We start from the raw sequence: 17187 nt of genomic DNA, 5'->3' as shown, positions 1-17187 counted from the left end.
GGTATTTTCATTTTTTACTGAGCCCGCCACCATGCGAAATACCAGCCAACGCCGTGAATCCATCCTCCAAATGCTTGCCCAGCAGGGCTCGGTGCAGGTGACCGATCTGGTGGAAAAGCTCGGCGTGTCCGCGGTCACCATCCGCAGCGACTTGAATGCGCTGGAAGCGCAAGGCATGGCCACGCGCAGCCACGGCGGCGCGACCCTGACGCGCACGCCGCCGCCCGAGCACACGATACGCCAGAAGGACGCCATCAACCACGAGCAGAAGGAGCGCATCGGCGCCTACGCGGCGCGGCTGGTGGAACCGGGCGACAACATCATCATCGACTCGGGCACCACCACCATCTCGCTGGCGCGCCATCTGCGCGATGCGACGGGCGTGACGGTGGCCACGAATGGCCTGAACATCGCATGGGAACTGGCCGATGCGCCCGGCGTGGACCTGATCCTCACGGGCGGCCTGCTGCGCAAGCAATCGCTGTCGATCCAGGGCAGCCAGGCCGAAACCTGCCTGCAGGCGTACAGCTTCGACAAGCTGTTCCTGGGCGTGGACGGCTTCGACCTGCAGTTTGGCGTGACCACCCACCACGAAGCGGAAGCAAGCCTGAACCACAAGATGGTGGAACGGGCCAAGAAAATCATCGTCCTCACGGACGCCTCGAAGTTCGGCCGCGTCAGCCTGCACCGCATCGTGCAGCTGGACCGCGTCGATACCGTCATCACCGATGCCAGCATCAGCCAGGAGTACCGCGAAGGGCTGCAAAAGCTGGGCATCGAACTTTTTATAGCGGAATAACACATGCTGAGCGGCAGAATCCTTACCCCATCTGGCTGGATCACGGGCACCATCACCTTTGACCAGCGCATCGTCCAGATACAAGAAGACCCTGCCGCCGACAGCGCGCTGACCATTCTGCCCGGCTTCATCGACCTGCACGTGCACGGCGCGGCCGGCGTCGACATCATGGAAGGCGACGACGCGGGCGCCACCGTGGCGCAGGTGCATGCGCGCCACGGCACCACGGCCCTGCTGGGCACCACCCTGACGGCGAAGGAGCCGTCGATCCTGCGCGCCCTGCAAGGCCTGGCCGGCGTCATCGCCGAGCGCCCGGCCAACGGCGCGCGCATGCTGGGCGTGCACCTGGAAGGCCCGTTCCTGAACCTGCACCGCCTGGGCGCGCAGCCGCCCGACGTCGTGCAGGCCAGCTTGGCGCTGGTGCAGCGCTTCCACGCCATCGCCCCCATCAAGGTCTTGACCATGGCGCCGGAAATCCCCGGCCATCTGGAACTGATCCCGCAACTGGCGGCGATGGGCATCCGCGTGCAGATCGGCCACAGCGCCGGCACGTATGACGAAGGCGTGGCGGCGCTCAATGCCGGCGTCTCCGGCTTTACCCACCTGTACAACGGCATGACGGGCATGACGCATTACGACCCGGGCATGGTGGGCGCGGCCCTGGCGCACGCCGAATACGCGGAAATCATCCCCGACCTGCAGCACGTGGCCAAGGGCGCCCTGCGCGCGGCCCTGCGCGCCATCCCGCGCCTGTACGGCGTGACGGACGCCACCTCGGCCACCGGCATGCCCGATGGCGAATACGGCCTGGGCACGCAGCGCGTCTACAAATGCCTGGGCTGCGTGCGCCTGGCAACGGGCTCGCTGGCCGGCAGCGTGCTGACCATGGACCAGGCGCTACGCAATTTCGTCGACCTGGGCCTGGACCTGGCCGACGCCTCGAACCGCTTGTCGCTGTACCCGGCCGATTACCTGGGCGAATCCGAACGGGGCCGCCTGGCGCCCGGCGCCTGGGCCGATATCGTCGTCCTCGATGCCAACTTGCAGCCAGTGTCCGTCTTCGTCGAAGGCGCGGCCATCGATCTTTCCACCCGCTAGATTCAGTCTCTAGACCCAGTCCCCAACCTCAACCCCGTCCCGGAGTTTTCATGCACGACACGTCACACAAGGCCCCCGTGTGGGCCATGCGCTACCTGCTATTTATTGCCGGCATGGGGGGATTGCTGTACGGCATAGACATCGGCATCATCGCCGGCGCCCTTCCCTACCTGGAATCGACGGCCTCCGTGGCGTGGAAACTGACGGCCCAGCAGCTGAGCTTTATCGTTGCCGCCGTGCTGTTGGGCTCCGTCCTCTCCTCGCTGTTCGCCGGCGCCTTGGCCGACCTGCTTGGCCGGCGCTGGGTGATGTTCCTGGCCGGCGCCCTGTTCAGCGCCAGCATCCCGCTGATCGCGCTGGCCGACGGCTACATGCCGCTGCTGCTGGGCCGTCTGCTGCAAGGCATCAGCGGCGGCTTGATCGGCGTCGTCGTGCCCCTGTACCTGGCCGAATGCCTGCCCGCGCAGCAGCGCGGACGGGGCGCGGCCCTGTTCCAGCTGCTGCTGACCATCGGCCTGGTGGCCGCCGCCCTGATCGGCCTGCTGCAGGCGCAGACGGTGGAAACGGCCACGCAGGCGGCGCAAGCCTTGCCGGAAGCGGGCCGCATCGCCGCCATCTTCACGGCCAAGGACCACGCCTGGCGCAGCATCTTCTGGGTCTGCCTGACGCCGGGCCTGGTGTTTACCATCGGCGCCCTGCTGCTGGCCGAATCGCCGCGCTGGCTGGCGCAACGGGGCCGCATCGAGCAGGCGCGCCAGTCGCTGCTGCGCACGCGCCTGCCCGCCGACGCCGACATCGAACTGCGCGAGATGCAGGATACGCCGGAAAATACGGCCAAGGCCGGCGGCAAGGCCAGGGATCCGCTGCTGAGCCGCCGCTACGTGCTGCCCTTCCTGCTCGCTTGCCTGATCCTCGCCTGCACGCAGGCGACGGGCATCAATTCCATTCTCGCCTACGTCGTCAATATCCTGAACCAGGCGGGCCTGTCGGGCGCCTCGGCCAACATGGCGGACGTGTTGTTGAAGGTGCTGAACGCCGTGATGACGGTGGTGGCCGTGCTGCTGGTCGACCGCAAGGGCCGCAAATTCCTGCTGATGCTGGGCACGGGCGGCATCGTCGTCTCGCTGCTGGCGGCCGGCCTGCTGTTCCGCGGCGCCGAAGCGCACCTGGCCGACGTGCGCCCTGCCATCGCCGCGCAGGTGCAAGCGGACAGCCTGGCCTTGCACCTCGATGCGGCCACCTTGGCGGCGCTGGGCGCGGCAACCGACGGCACGCCGCAGCAGCTGACCATCGCCTACGCCTACGGCCCGTTCACCAACGTGAAAAGCCTGCGCAGCGACGATCCCGTGCTGCGCCAGGTGACGATCGCCCGCGCGGACGCCGTGCAGGCCGACAGCGTGATCGGCGTGTTCTTCCGCAAGCTGCACCTGAACCCGTTCGCCGACCCGGCCGCCGGGCGCGAGGCGCCGCTGCGCATCGAGAAGGCCAGCCTGGGCCCCGTGCCCTCGTCCACGCACGGCTGGCTGGTGGCGATCGCCATCTGCGTGTTCGTTTCCAGCTTTGCCGTGGGGCCGGGCGTGTGCGTGTGGCTGGCCCTGTCCGAGCTGATGCCGACCCGCATCCGCTCGAACGGCATGAGCATCGCCCTGCTGGTCAACCAATTTGTCTCGACGGTGATCGCCGCCATCTTCCTGCCGACCGTGGGCTTGCACGGTTATTCGACGCTGTTCTTCTTCGGCGCCGGCTGCACCGTGCTGTACTTCCTGGCGGCGGCCTTCCTGCTGCCGGAGACCAAAGGCAAGACACTGGAAGAGATCGAGGCGCACTTTTCAAAGTAAGCCAAAGTAACCATTTGCAGCAGTCTCCTTTTCAGCCCCGGCCGTTTCCGGGGCTGTTTTTTTGCCCGCAAGACAAGCTTCCGGGCTGGCGCGCACGCCAAAGTACGGTTTTCCTTCTGGAATCTTGGCCGCCTGGGCTAGAATCTGGCTGCGTCGTGCTACTCACGAGGCGGCAATGGCGCCATGACAAAAACCACCAGGAGACACAGTGAGCTTATTTAGAACCAAGAATTTGGATGACATGATTGCCCACAGCAAGAAGCCAGGAGGTCTGGCCAAGGTGCTGGGGCCCTTCGACCTTGTCCTCATGGGCATCGGCGCCATCGTCGGCACGGGCATTTTCGTGCTCACCGGCACGGGCGCGCTGACGGCCGGCCCCGCCCTGTCGCTGTCGTTTGTCGTGGCGGCCGTCGCTTGCTGCTTCGCCGCCCTGTGCTACGCGGAATTTGCCTCCACCGTGCCGGTGGCCGGCTCCATCTACACCTACAGCTACGCCACCCTGGGCGAGCTGGCCGCCTGGATGATAGGCTGGGACTTGCTGCTCGAATACGGCCTGGCCGCTGCCGCCGTCTCCGTCGGCTGGTCCGGCTACTTCCAGTCGCTGCTGTCGGGCTTTGGCATTACCCTGCCCGTCGCGCTCACCGCCGCACCGGGCGCCCTGCCCGGCGTGACGACCTTCATCAACCTGCCGGCCCTCGTCATCATGCTGGCCCTGACGGCCATGCTGGGCTGGGGCGTGCGCGAATCGGCGCGCCTGAACAACATCATGGTGGCCATCAAGGTGGGCGTGGTGCTGCTGTTTATCATCTTCGGCGCGCGCCACGTGCAGCCGGCCAACTGGCAGCCCTACATGCCGTTCGGCTACCACGGCATGCTGAGCGCCGCCGCCCTCGTCTTCTTCGCCTTCATCGGCTTTGACGCCGTCACCTCGGCCGCAGAGGAAGTCAAGAAACCGTCGCGCGACCTGCCGATCGGCATCATCGGCTCGCTGGCCGTGTGCGCCGTGCTGTACGTGGTGGTGTCAGCCATCATGACGGGCATCGTGCCGTATCAAAAATTCCTCGGCGTCGACCATCCCGTCTCGCTGGCCCTGCAGTATGCGGGCGAAAACTGGATCGCCGGCTTCGTCGACCTGGGCGCCATCCTCGGCATGACCACCGTGATCCTCGTGATGGCGTTTGGCCAGACGCGCATCATCTTCGCCATGTCGCGCGACGGCTTGCTGCCCAAGCGCCTGTCCACCGTGCACCCGCGCTTCCACACGCCGTTCTTCGCCACCTGGCTGGTCGGCATCGTGTTCGGCCTGATCGCCGCCGTGATCCCGCTCAACATCCTCGCCGAGCTGATCAACATTGGCACCTTGGCCGCCTTCACCATGGTGTCGGTTGCCGTGGTGGTGCTGCGCAAGAGGCGTCCCGACCTGCCGCGCGCCTTCCGCTGCCCCGGCGTGCCGTACGTGCCGGCGCTGGCCGTGATCCTGTGCGTGGGCCTGATGAGCTTCCTCAGCTGGGTCACCTGGGTGGCCTTCACCATCTGGCTGGTGATCGGCCTGGGCATCTACTTCGGCTACGCGCGCCGCCGTTCGCTGCTGCACCCGCCGCAGTAAAAAATCCCCTGCAGCGACATATCCTGTCGCTGCCCCAGTTAAGATGGCGGTCTCGCAACCACCGCAGGCCGCCATCCATGCAACCTTCCCCCGACCTCATCGCACAGCTGGACCAGAGCACGGACCAGCTCAAACGCGCGCGCCTGCGCAACATGCAGTGGCTGGCCGTCGGCTTGCTGCTGCTGGCCGCGCTGGTCTTCGCCGTGGCCCGTTCGCAGCGGGACGGCCATCCCGCCTGGGGCTACGTGGAAGCGTTTGCCGAAGCGGCCATGGTGGGCGCGATCGCCGACTGGTTCGCCGTCGTCGCCCTGTTCCGCCACCCGCTGGGCATCCCCCTGTGGCATACGGCCATCATCCCGAACAGCAAAGCGGACATCGGCCGCAGCCTGGGCGCCTTCGTGGAAAACCATTTCATTACCGAACAAGGCATCGCCGAACGCATCGTGCAAGCCGACCCCGCCGCGCGCCTGGGCGCCTGGCTCGGTGACGAGACGCACGCGCGGCAGCTGGGCATGGCCGGCGCCGGTGTCGCCAGACAGCTGCTGGCGATGGCCGACCACGACAAACTGGGGCGTCTGCTGCGCGAGCAGGTCAGCGGCTATCTGGGCCAATTGAATTTGTCGGACGTGGCGGCCGACTGCATCGATGCGCTGATCGCCGACGGCAAGCCGCAGGAATTGCTGGACTTCCTGCTCGACCGCAGCGCCGCCTACCTGGACGATGAGCACCACCACGCCGCCATCGGCGACTTCGTGCTGGGCGCCTTCCAGATCGAGAACGCGCTGGTGAAAAAAGCCGTGAAAGCGTATGAACCGCGCATGATCGCCTCGCTGCAGAAATTCGCCCTCGCCGTGCGCGTCGATCCGGCCCACCCGCTGCGCCAGCGCATCGCCGGCTGGATCGCCGACAGCGCGCTGCACCTGAAGGCCGACCCGCAGTGGCAAGCCACGGTGCGCCGCTACCAGCTGCAGCTGATCGCCAGCGATACGGTGCAAGCCATGCTGGGCGACGTCTGGAACCACCTCCGCGCGCGCCTGCTGGCCGACCTGCACGCCGACCAGCCCGTGCTGGCGCAAGCCATTGCCGGCCTGGCGCAGAACACGGGCAAGGTGCTGGGCGCGGACCAGGCTGCGCGGACATGGCTGAACGACGCCATCGTCGCCGGCAGCGGCGCGCTGGTGCGCCGTTACCGGGGCGAGGTGGGCGCCTTCATCGCCGCACGCCTGGACCTGTGGAGCAAGGACGAAATGAGCGAGCGCATCGAACTGGCCATCGGGCGCGACCTGCAATTCATCCGCATCAACGGCACCGTCGTGGGCGGCCTGGCCGGTTTGCTGATTTATACGGCTACCCAGCTGTTCTAGGCCGCCTTCACCAGCGCGGCACGGCACTGGCCGGCGCCGCATGCGAGGGAAAATGCGGCAGCACTTCCTGCGCCAGTTCCTGCAGCACCTCCGCGGCCGGGCGCTGGCCATGCTGGATGCCCAGCGCCGCATGGTTGACGCCCGCTTCGCGCCATTCACCGAGCAAGTCGATCAAGCCCCTGCGCCCCGTGCGCAGCACATAGCCGCTGCGCACGGGCGTGCGCGGGTAATCGGGGTCGTCCACCAGGTCCAGCCACTCGTTGCACATGTGCGGACGAAAGCCGCCATCGGGTATGCAGGCGCGCCAGGCGCGGATCTTGTCCGCCAGCCGGCGCGGCCCGTCCGGCGTATCCGTCGCTTCCGGATACGTCAGCCATCCATCGGCGTGGCGCCCGATCCACTCCAGCGGCTGGCCCGAGGAGCTGGTGACGACGAGGGGAATGGTGCCCGCCACGGGCTTGGGCAGCAGTTCGAGGCCCGCCAGGCTGCCCAGCGGGCCGTCGATGCTGGCGGGACCTGCCTGCAGCAGCTGGCGGAACATGTGCACGGCCTGCGCATAGCGCGCGCCGCGCGTGGCATACGGCACGCCATACGCGGGAAATTCGCTGGACCGGTCGCCCGACGCCGTGCCCAGCACCAGGCGTCCGCCCGACAGCTGGTCGATGCTGGCGGCCGCCTTGGCCAGGTTGATCGGATGGCGCAGGGTGAAAATGGCGCTGCCCGTGGCCAGGGCCAGCGCATCCGTGCGCGCCGCCAGATACGCCAGATAGGTCCACGGGTCGAACAACTGGCCCGCATCGCCGAAGCGCGGGTCGAACAGGGGAATGTCGCGCACCCAGGCGGCGGCAAAGCCTTGCCGGTCCATGGCGGCGACCAGGTCGGCCTGGCCCGCCAGCGCCTGCATGTCGCCCTGGTAAAAGCGCAGCGGCAGATAAATGCCGAGGGTGAGCGCGCCGGGCGCGAACATGCGGCGGTAGCCTGCATGGTGGGCAAACGCGTGCGAGGACGCGCCGCCGGTATCGATCGTCATATTGTTCCTTGATATAGGTCAAGCGCCCGTGGCGGGCGCGGGAAGCGTGATGCCCAGCTGCACGGCCGGGCGGGCCGCCACGCGGGCGTACCAGGCGGCCACGTGCGGCCAGTCATCGAGCTTGAAGCCGACCAGGTCGGCGATGTGCAGCCAGCCGAAGCTGGCGATGTCGGCGATGGAATAGTCGTCGCCGGCCAGATAAGCGTGGTTCGCCAGGCGGCCGTCCATGGTGGCCAGCGCGGCGTCGCACAAGTGGCGGAAGTGCGCCGTGGCGGACACGTTCGCGCCTGCGTCCGCGATCTCAAAGTGCACGCGCTGGCCCAGCATCGGCCCCATGCTGGCCGCGTGAAATTGCAGCCAGGTGATGGCGGCCCAGCGCTGCTGCGGCTGCGCCGGCAGCAAGCGCCCCGTCTTTTCCGCCAGGTACAGCAGGATGGCGGCCGACTCGAACACGGTGATGCCCGTGTCGTGGTCGACCAGCACGGGAATGCGCCCGTGCGGGTTGAGGGCCAGGAAGGCGGGCAAGCGGTGCTCGCCCTGTTCGATGCGCACATGGCGTAGCCGGTATGGCAAGCCCAGTTCGGCCAGCGCGATGGTGGCCTTGAAACCGTTGGGCGAGCTGTCGGTGTACAAGTCCATCATGACGCCGCCTCTTGGCGCGCGGCCTTGCCGGGCAAGATGGCGATGGCGCAGGCCAGGCCCGCCGCCACCAGGCAGGCGGAAACCAGGATGGCGCCGCTGTAGCCTTGCGCGGCCGTGCCGCCGCCGGCCAGCACGGCGATGCTGACCGCCACGCCCACGGCCAGGCCGACGGCCGAGCCGACTTCCTGCGTGGTCGTCAGCATGCCGCCCGCCAGGCCATGGTCCGCTTCCGGCACGCCATCGATGCCGGCCACGGTCCAGGCGGGAAACGCCAGGCCATAACCGATGCCGGCCAGCACGGTGCCGGGCAGGATGGAGGCGGCCCAGGCAGACAGCGTGGCCAGCGACGCGCCCAGCATGGCCAGCCCGCCGATGAACAGCAGCGTGCCGCCGACGATAACGGGCTTGGTGCCGCAGCGGGCGATCAATGCCGGTCCGGCCCACGCGCTGGCCAGCGTAAAGGCGACGGCCATCGGCAGCAAGCCCAGTCCCGTGCGCGTGGCGGAAAAGCCCAGCACTTCCTGCATGGCCAGCGCCACGACGACAAAGGTGGGGCCGAGGGCCGTGTTGGCCAGCAGGGAGACGACATTCGCGCCGCCCGTCGAGCGGCGCAGGAAGACGGCCAGCGGCATCAGCGGCGCGGCCACGCGCCCTTCCACCCAGACGAACAGCGCCAGCAAGGCCAGTGCCAGCGCGACCAGGGCAAACGTGAGCGGATGGGCCAATCCCACATGCTCGCTATTGGCAAAGGCAAACACCAGCGTCGCCGCGCCCGACGCCACCAGCAGCGCGCCCCACACGTCGAGCGAGCCGCCAGCCGCGGCGGCATCGGGTCGGCCCTGGGGCAAGGCCGGCGACAGGGCCAGCACCAGCAAGCCGACGGGCACATTGATCCACAGCACCCAGCGCCAGCCCAGCAGGTCCGTGATGAAGCCGCCCAGTATCAGTCCCGCCACAAAGCCGCTGGCCGCCACGGCCGTCCAGGCGCCGAGCGCCCGGTTGCGCTGCGCCGGCTCGGGAAACACGGCCAGCAGCAGCGAGAACGCGGCCGGCGAAAACATGGCGGCGCCGAAGCCCTGCAGCGCGCGCGTGGCCACCAGCATGGCCGGGCTGTGCGAAAAGCCGCCCAGCAGGGAGGCGGCCGTGAACAGCAACAGCCCCGCGATGAAGACGCGGCGGCGGCCAAACAGGTCGGCCGCGCGCCCGCCCAGCAGCAGGAAGCCGGCGATGGCCACGCCATACGCATTGATCACCCATTGCAGCCCGCCGGGCGTGAAGCCCAGGCTGTGCTGGATTTGCGGCAAGGGGATCATGGTGATGGAAAAATCGAGCAAGGCGACGAATTGCGTGGTGCACAGCAAAAGCAGGCAAAGCTGCCGATGTGAAAGTAACATGGATATCCTATCGATATAGTTTTACTCGACGTCAAAAGAACGCCGAACTCCCCTATAATGCGTTTTCCAAGAGCGAAACAGAAACGATGTTTTTTCGCACTTAACTTTAGAAAAACTATATCGATGACGCATCCTTTACCGCTCCAGGCGCTGCGCGCCTTTGTCGAAGTGGGCCAGCGCGGCAGCATCAAGGCGGCCGCCGAAGCGCTGCACGTGACGTCGGGCGCCGTCAGCCAGCAAATCCGCCTGCTGGAAGAACGGGTCGGCATGCCCCTGTTTACGCGCGAACGCCAGGGCTTGCGCCTGACCGAGGCGGGCGCCAGGGTCCACCCCGCCCTGCTGGGCGCCTTCGCGCAGATCGCCGGCGCCAGCCAGGCGCTGGAAGACATGGGCGCGCGCCAGACGCTCACCGTCAGCACGGTCGCCACCTTTGCCGCCGCGTGGCTGGTGCCGCGCCTGGGCCGCTTCAACCAGCGCCATCCCCATATCGAAGTGCGCGTGGAAGCGACATCCGCGCTGGTCGACCTGCGCCGCGACCGGGTCGACGTGGCCTTGCGCCACGGCCTGGGCGACTATCCGGGCTTGCAGGTGACGCGTTTGATGGCGCCCGTGCTGGTGCCCGTCGCCAGTCCATCCCTGATGGCGGGCCAGGCGCCCATCGCCACGCCGGCCGATTGCCTGCGCTACCCGCTGCTGCACGATACGGACCGCGCCGACTGGCCCCTGTGGCTGGCCGCGCATGGCGCGCCGGACGGCAGCGAGGATGCGGCGCGGGCGCTGCGCGGCTCGGCCTTCGAAGATGATTTTCTGTTGATACGCGCGGCCGAGGCGGGCCAGGGCCTGGCCCTGGTGCCGCAGCTGTATGCGCAGGAAGAAATCGCCGCCGGGCGCCTGGTGCAAGTGCTGGACTTGCCGTGGCCTGCGCGCTTTGCCTACTATCTGGTGACGCGGCCCGACGCAGCCACGCGCCCCGCCGTGCAGGCATTCATGGCATGGATTTGCGAGGAAGCGCAGGCCACGCGCTAGAACACATCGCCCCCGGCCGCGCACGACACCACGCCGCACGCGGTGCTGAACAGCACCGGCACGCCGGCGCGCCCCATGGCGATGCAGCTTGCGGCGGGCGGCACGGCCAACAGCAGCGCCAGGTAGGCGAGCGCCTGCAGGCGGCCCAGGGCCGGTCGCACAGCGCCCGCGGTATCGCGCGCCATGCCGCGCCTGAACGCCGTATTGCCCCTGCAGGCATCGGCCCTGCCGCTTGTCATCCAGTTCGTAAGCATGTCCCTCTCCTCGATTCCGGTTACCGGCCTGTCCCGCCGGCTTGAACGGCCTGCACGCCTGCTGGTCAGGCTGTAATGGCATTTTGCTGCATAAATTTACCAAATACAATAAATAAATCCAAAAAGAAACAAATTTTTTGGTTTGCCAGCATGCATGGTTGCGCAAAGAAATCCGCCTTGACAGAGTGTAAAATGGGGCACTGGACACTGGCGCCACCATCGAGTCCGGGTATTGCCGCATGGAAAATTCAATTTTAATCATTGCAATCAGTAAATTCGTTGGAATGCATTTCGTTTATGCGGCAAACGGACTCAATCATTCAGGTGGCAGGCTGCCGGCCGCGGGCATCCGGCCAAACTTGATGTAGATCATAATTTTTTGAACAAGCTCTTGCTATCCTGTAAAAAAATGACGGGAGCCCCGGATGAACAAGACGCAGTCGAGCAATGCGGAGCAAAAGTTTGCACATGAGCGCCTGGGCAGCGCCTGGCAAGGCGTGCCGGTTCCCGGCTATCCGGAAAGCGCACCGGAAGGCGCCACGCTCGACCTGCTGCTGAACGCCTGGCTGGGCAAGTTCACGGGCGGCATTTCGCCGGCCGCGCTGGGCAATGCGTATGCCGACTGGCTCAGCCACCTGGCGCTGGCGCCGTCGAAGCAGCAAACGCTGCTGCAGGAAGCGTGGAAGAAGATCGGCCGCTGGCAGCAATATGCCTGGCAATCGGCCCTGACCGGCGGCGGCGCCGAGCCGCCGTGCATCGCGCCGCTGCCGCAGGACCGGCGCTTCGACGACCCGGCCTGGCAACGCTGGCCCTACAATCTCGTCTACCAGGGCTTCCTGCTGCAGCAGCAGTGGTGGCACCGCGCCACCACGGGCGTGCGCGGCGTCTCGCCGCACCACGAGGATGTCGTCACGTTCACCGTGCGCCAGTGGCTCGACATGCTGGCGCCGTCGAACTTCCTGCTGACCAATCCCGTGGTGCAGCAAGCCACCCTCGCGAGCGGCGGCGCCAGCCTGGCGCGCGGCATGGTCCACGCGGCCGACGACTGGCAGCGCGCCGCCATGGGCGCCGGCGCGGCCGGCGAAGCCACGTTCAAGGTGGGCGGGAACGTGGCCGTCACGCCGGGTAAGGTGGTCTACCGCAATGATTTGATCGAATTGATACAGTACGCGCCCGCGACAGAGAGCGTGCATGCCACGCCGCTGCTGTTCGTGCCCGCCTGGATCATGAAGTTCTATATTCTCGACCTGTCGCCGCACAATTCGCTGGTGCGCTACCTGGTGGGCCAGGGCCACACGGTGTTCATGATTTCCTGGAAAAACCCGCAGGAAGAAGACCGCGAACTGTCGCTGGAAGACTACCGCCAGCTGGGCGTGATGGATGCGCTCGACGCCGTTGCCCGCATCACGGGCGCGCCGCAGGTGCACGCGGCCGGCTACTGCCTGGGCGGCACCCTGCTGGCGATCGCCGCCGCGACGATGGCGCGCGATGGCGATGCGCGCCTGGCCAGCCTCACCATGCTGGCCTCGCAGGTGGACTTCAAGGAACCGGGCGAACTGTCGCTGTTCATCGACGACAGCCAGGTCAGCTTCCTGGAAGCGGCCATGTGGAAGCAGGGTTACCTCGATACGAAGCAGATGGCGGGCGCCTTCCAGTTGCTGCGCTCGAACGATCTGATCTGGTCGCGCCGCTTGAACCACTACCTGCTGGGACAAGATGAACAGGACAGCGACCTGATGGCCTGGAACGGGGACGCCACGCGCATGCCCTGCCGCATGCATTCGGAATACCTGCGCCGCCTGTTCCTGCACAACGACCTGGCCGAGGGCCGCTACCGCACGGCAGGCCGCCACATCGCCCTGCCCGACATCGATGCACCGATCTTTGCCGTCGGCACCCTGACGGATCACGTGGCGCCGTGGCGCTCCGTCTACAAACTGCAGTTGCTGACCGACACGGACGTCACCTTCCTGCTCACCTCGGGCGGCCACAATGCGGGCGTCGTCTCGCCGCCGGGCCAGCCGCGCCGCAGCTACCAGCTGGCCACGCACCGCCACGACGCGCCCTATGTCGACGCGGACAGCTGGCAGCGCGACGTGCCGCACCATGACGGTTCCTGGTGGCCCGCCTGGCAAGCCTGGCTGGCGCAGCAAGCGGGCGCGCAAGTGGCGCCGCCGGCCATGGGCCCCGACCTGGGTGACGCGCCGGGCAGCTACGTGCTGCAGACCTGACAACTGACAACCGAGGAAACGCCATGCCCTACACCACCCTGCTGGTCCACGTCGACAATTCCCGCCACTGCGCCCAGCGCATCCGCCTGGCCGTGCGCCTGGCCATCGCCGAAGGGGCGCACCTGATCGGTTCGGCCATGAGCGGCATCTCGCGCTACGCGTATGGCGGCGGCGTCAACGCGCTGCAGTTTGCTCCGGCGCAGATGCAGGCGCTGCGCACCCAGGCCAGTGTAGCCTTGCACGACTTCGAGCGCATCGCGCGCGAGGAAGGCCTGGGCGCCTACGAAACGCGCTTCGTCGACGACGACGCGCAAGGCGCGCTGCTGCTGCAGGCGCGCTATTGCGACTTGCTGATCCTGGGCCAGACGGATGCGCAGGATACGCCGTCGCGCGTCATCGCCGGCACGGCCGAATACCTGATGCTCCATTGCGGCCGGCCCGTGCTGATGGTGCCGCACGCGCCCTCCGCCGCGCCGGCGGGCGCCACGCAGCATCCGCTGCTGGCCTGGAACGGCAGCGCCGAAGCGCTGCGCGCCATCACCGATGCGCTGCCGCTGCTGCAAAAGGCGCGGCAAGTCACCCTGGCCGTCGTCAATTCGCACGCCCAGCCGGCCGCGCACGGCGAGCAGCCGGGCGCCGACCTGGCCCTGTACCTGGCGCGCCATGGCGTCAACGTCGAGGTGCTGCAGCACGACACGCCGCCGGGCCAGGACGTGGGAACGGCCCTGCTGGCCATGGCCGCGCAGCGGCGCTGCGACCTGGTCGTGATGGGCTGCTACGGCCACATGCGCCTGCGCGAAGCGCTGCTGGGCGGCGTCACGCGCACGGTGCTGCAGGAGACGACCTTGCCGGTGCTGGTGTCGCACTAGCGCGGCCGGAGGACCTTCAGCCTTCCTTCACCCGCCCCTCATCCGCGCTTCATGCGCGGCGGCGACACTGCTCATGCCCTCACCCACACCAGGAGTACAGCATGAGCAAGACACCCGGCACCCCCGCGCATTTCCACGCCCGCAGGCACTTTCTGTCGGGGATGACGGCGCTGGCCGGCCTCGCCGCATGCGGCGGCAGTTCGCTGCCGCGCGCACCCGCCGTGACGGACCGGAAGATCGGCGTCGCCCCCGGCGTCAGCCTGCACGTGCGCGACTGGCCATCGGCAAGGGGCGGCAGCGACGACGTGATCGTGCTGCTGGCCGGCCTGGGCGCCAATGCGCATGCGTTCGACAGCCTGGCGCCCGCGCTGGCGCGCCGCCACCGCGTGCTGGCCATCACGCGGCGCGGCTACGGTTCGTCGAGCAAGCCAACGCCCGCCAGCGACGCCAGCTACTCTCCCGCCACCCTCGTGGCCGACCTGCTGGCCGTACTGGACGCACTGAAGGTGCCGCGCATCATCCTGGCCGGGCACTCCATCGCCGGCAACGAGCTGACCCTGTTCGCGGGCAGCCACCCGCGGCGCGTGCGGGGCCTCGCCTACCTGGACACGACCTTCGATTACCTGGCCAGCGGCGGCTATGAAGAACCCGCACCGACGCCCTACGACGAACCGCCGCCCGGCCCGGCCGACCTGGCATCGCTGGACGCCTCGGTCGCCTATGCCAGGCGCATCAACAAGCAATGGTGGCCGGCGCTGGAAGCGAACTGGCGCGATGCGCTGGAAGTGCTGCCCGACGGTTCGGTGCGGCCGAACACGCCGCCCGCCATCGCCAGGGCCATGGACGTGGCCGCGCACAATTTTTCGCCCGACTACCGCCGCGTGCACGCGCCGGCGCTGGTCGTCACCGTCGATCCCGGCACCTTGCGCAACCTGTTTCCATGGCTGTTGCAAGCCGATCCCGCCACCCGGGCCGCCGCGCAGGAAGTACTCGACGTTATCCGGCCCCTGCGCCTGGCCGACGGCGAGCGCCTGGCCGCCGCCCTGCCCGGCAGCAGCCACCTGGTGATGCGCAACGGCTTCCACAGCGATTTCTTCATCGAATACGAGAGCACGGTGGTCGACGCCATCGAGGCCATGCGCTGGGAAGGTCTACAATAGGCATGCAGCCAGCCGCCGCGCAGTGCCGCCTCGCACACGGCGCGGTCTTCTCCGTTTCCCTTGTCCCAAGGAGTTCCGCATGAGCAAGCAAGCCACCATCGTCCTCGTCCACGGTTTCTGGGGCGGCGCCGCCCACTGGAGCCGCGTCATCGTCGAATTGCGGCGCCACGGCCACACGGCCATCCGCGCCGTCGAACTGCCCTTGACGTCGCTGGCCGACGACGCCGAGCGCACGCGCAAGATGGTGGCGCAGGTCGATGGCCCGGTGTTGCTGGTGGGACACTCCTACGGCGGCGCCGTCATCAGCGTGGCCGGCAATGCGCCGAATGTGGCGGGCCTCGTGTACATCGCCGCCTTTGTCCCCGACGCGGGCGAAAGCCCGGGCAGCATCACGCAGGAACACCCGCCCCTGGGCGCGGCCAGCCTGGAAGGCGACAGCGACGGCTATCTGTGGGTCAAGCCCGAGCAATACCATGACAGCTTTTGCCAGGACCTCGACGCGGAAGAAGGCGCCGTGCTGGGCGTGGTGCAGAAAGCGCCGCTGGCCAGCACCTTCGGCGACACCGTCAGCGACCCGGCCTGGAAACATAAGCCCAGCTGGTACCAGGTATCCAGCGCCGACCGCATGATTTCCCCCGTCAACCAGGAGCGCATGGCGGCGCGCCTGCAAGCGAGAAAGGTCATCACCCTGAACGCCAGCCACGCCTCGCTGGCTTCGCGCCCCGTGGAAGTGGCGGCGCTGATACTGGAGGCGGCAAGCGCGCTGGCCGCAGCGTAAGCTTGCCGGCTACAGCCAGCCTTCGCGCTTCAGGCGGCGGTGCAGCCACCAGCAGCCGGCGATGATGACGACGATCACGGCCGGATAGCTGCCGCGCCACTTCAGTTCCGGCATGAATTCGAAGTTCATGCCGTACAGGCTGAAGACCATGGTGGGCACGGCCAGGATGGCGGCCCAGGCGGCCAGGCGCTTGACGACCTCGTTCTGGCGGATGGAAATCTGCCCCAGCGCCACCTGCATGGCCGAATTGACCAGCTCGCGCATCTGCCCCGCCGTATGCGTGACCCGTTTGACGTGGTCGAGAATGTCGCGGTAATAGATGCGGTTTTCCTTGGGCACGATATCGCCATGGAAACGGATCAGCTGGGTGCAGATGTCATGCAGGGGATTGACGGCCGCGTCGAGCTTCAGCAGCTCCGTCTTGAGCTGGTAGAAATCCTGCAGCTTGTCCTCGCTCAAGCTGGGCTTGAACAGCTGCAGCTCATGGTGCTGGAAGCGGGCCTGCAGATGGTCGATGCACGGCTGGTACTGGTCGACGATGAAATCGATGATGGAATACAACACGTAGCCGGGACCGCTGGCCAGCTTCTCGGGCACGCTTTCCTTGCGTTCGCGCAACTTCGCATAGCCGGCCGAAGCGCCGTGGCGCACCGTGATGATGAAGCGGGGGCCGAGAAAGACGTGGGTTTCGCCGTAGACGATAGCCTCGCCATCCAGGGTGGCCGTGTGCATCACCATGAACAGGGTGTCGCCGTACTCTTCCAGCTTGGGGCGCTCGTGCGCGCCCTGCGCATCCTCGACGGCCAGTTCGTGCAGGCCGAAGGCCGCTTGCAGCGCGTGCATGGCCGTGACGTCGGGGCTGGCCAGGCCGATCCACACGAAACAATCGGGGTCGCCGAGGAAGTCGCCCACCTTGTCGATATCAAAGTGCGCGATCTTCTTGCCGTCGCGATACGCTTCGCAATTGACGACGGCGGCGTGGGTACTCAGGTCCATGGTGTTTTTCGGCCAGGGGCAGCAATATTGGGGGGCCAGTATAGCGGAAAGCCCATGATTGCCATGCCAATCCGGCTACCGCATTGACATTCGGGCACGTCA

The 17187-nt window shown here is 67.3% G+C and carries 15 protein-coding genes; 10 read left to right on the top strand and 5 right to left on the bottom strand.

What is annotated here, in order from left to right:
- The first annotated feature begins 31 nt into the window (after window positions 1-31).
- The 5 genes from O3299_RS05340 (at window position 32) to O3299_RS05320 (ending at window position 6705) form a co-directional block, all read left to right on the top strand.
- Window positions 32-799, top strand: a complete 768-nt coding sequence (locus O3299_RS05340; RefSeq protein WP_034781637.1) for a DeoR family transcriptional regulator — start codon at window positions 32-34, stop codon at window positions 797-799.
- Between the two features lie 3 nt (window positions 800-802).
- On the top strand, window positions 803-1897 hold the full coding sequence (locus O3299_RS05335) for an N-acetylglucosamine-6-phosphate deacetylase (RefSeq protein ID WP_305061682.1): 1095 nt from the start codon (window positions 803-805) through the stop codon (window positions 1895-1897).
- A gap of 50 nt (window positions 1898-1947) precedes the next feature.
- Window positions 1948-3735: an MFS transporter gene (locus O3299_RS05330; RefSeq protein WP_305061681.1), complete on the top strand. Its 1788-nt coding sequence runs from the start codon at window positions 1948-1950 to the stop codon at window positions 3733-3735.
- A gap of 208 nt (window positions 3736-3943) precedes the next feature.
- Complete coding sequence (locus O3299_RS05325; protein WP_305061680.1) at window positions 3944-5341, top strand: amino acid permease; 1398 nt, start codon at window positions 3944-3946, stop codon at window positions 5339-5341.
- 77 nt (window positions 5342-5418) lie between these two features.
- Window positions 5419-6705 carry a DUF445 domain-containing protein gene (locus tag O3299_RS05320; RefSeq protein ID WP_305061679.1) on the top strand — a complete coding sequence of 429 codons (1287 nt, stop codon included), beginning with the start codon at window positions 5419-5421 and terminating at the stop codon, window positions 6703-6705.
- 7 nt (window positions 6706-6712) lie between these two features.
- Here the strand turns inward: O3299_RS05320 and O3299_RS05315 are convergent, their stop codons facing one another.
- From O3299_RS05315 to O3299_RS05305, 3 genes are read right to left on the bottom strand one after another with little or no spacing between them, the layout of a single operon-like run.
- Window positions 6713-7735: an LLM class oxidoreductase gene (locus O3299_RS05315; protein ID WP_305061678.1), complete on the bottom strand. Its 1023-nt coding sequence runs from the start codon at window positions 7733-7735 to the stop codon at window positions 6713-6715.
- Window positions 7736-7753: 18 nt separating this feature from the next.
- Complete coding sequence (locus O3299_RS05310) at window positions 7754-8377, bottom strand: glutathione S-transferase family protein (RefSeq protein WP_305061677.1); 624 nt, start codon at window positions 8375-8377, stop codon at window positions 7754-7756.
- Window positions 8374-9771, bottom strand: a complete 1398-nt coding sequence (locus tag O3299_RS05305; RefSeq protein WP_305061676.1) for an MFS transporter — start codon at window positions 9769-9771, stop codon at window positions 8374-8376. Before O3299_RS05305 ends, O3299_RS05310 begins: the two co-directional genes overlap by 4 nt.
- A gap of 123 nt (window positions 9772-9894) precedes the next feature.
- Here O3299_RS05305 and gcvA point away from each other — a divergent pair, with 123 nt between their 5' ends.
- A complete protein-coding gene (gene gcvA / locus O3299_RS05300) occupies window positions 9895-10797 on the top strand; it encodes a transcriptional regulator GcvA (RefSeq protein ID WP_305061675.1) in 903 nt (300 codons plus the stop codon).
- Here the strand turns inward: gcvA and O3299_RS05295 are convergent.
- Window positions 10794-11051: a hypothetical protein gene (locus O3299_RS05295; RefSeq protein WP_305061674.1), complete on the bottom strand. Its 258-nt coding sequence runs from the start codon at window positions 11049-11051 to the stop codon at window positions 10794-10796. The two genes, gcvA and O3299_RS05295, sit on opposite strands and share 4 nt — an antisense overlap.
- A 425-nt stretch (window positions 11052-11476) precedes the next feature.
- Between O3299_RS05295 and O3299_RS05290 the strand changes: the two genes are divergently transcribed.
- The 4 genes from O3299_RS05290 to O3299_RS05275 all read left to right on the top strand — a co-directional run bounded on the left by O3299_RS05290 (window position 11477) and on the right by O3299_RS05275 (window position 16089).
- Window positions 11477-13282, top strand: coding sequence for an alpha/beta hydrolase (locus O3299_RS05290; RefSeq protein ID WP_305061673.1), 1806 nt, complete (start codon window positions 11477-11479; stop codon window positions 13280-13282).
- Between the two features lie 23 nt (window positions 13283-13305).
- Window positions 13306-14151: a universal stress protein gene (locus tag O3299_RS05285; protein ID WP_305061672.1), complete on the top strand. Its 846-nt coding sequence runs from the start codon at window positions 13306-13308 to the stop codon at window positions 14149-14151.
- Window positions 14152-14252: 101 nt separating this feature from the next.
- The gene (locus O3299_RS05280; protein ID WP_305061671.1) at window positions 14253-15311 is read left to right on the top strand and encodes an alpha/beta fold hydrolase; all 1059 of its coding nucleotides are present in this window, start codon (window positions 14253-14255) and stop codon (window positions 15309-15311) included.
- 79 nt (window positions 15312-15390) lie between these two features.
- Window positions 15391-16089 (top strand): alpha/beta hydrolase, encoded by a 699-nt coding sequence (locus O3299_RS05275; RefSeq protein WP_305061670.1) that lies wholly within the window; start codon window positions 15391-15393, stop codon window positions 16087-16089.
- A 9-nt stretch (window positions 16090-16098) separates the two neighbouring features.
- Here O3299_RS05275 and O3299_RS05270 read toward each other — a convergent pair whose 3' ends face one another.
- On the bottom strand, window positions 16099-17085 hold the full coding sequence (locus tag O3299_RS05270; RefSeq protein ID WP_305061669.1) for a magnesium and cobalt transport protein CorA: 987 nt from the start codon (window positions 17083-17085) through the stop codon (window positions 16099-16101).
- Window positions 17086-17187 lie beyond the last annotated feature (102 nt).

Source organism: Janthinobacterium sp. SUN176 (assembly GCF_030587335.1).
In the GTDB taxonomy this organism is placed as follows: domain Bacteria; phylum Pseudomonadota; class Gammaproteobacteria; order Burkholderiales; family Burkholderiaceae_D; genus Janthinobacterium; species Janthinobacterium kumbetense.
The sequence above is the reverse complement of the archived record's forward strand: the minus strand, read 5'-3'. Positions and strand labels throughout refer to the sequence as shown.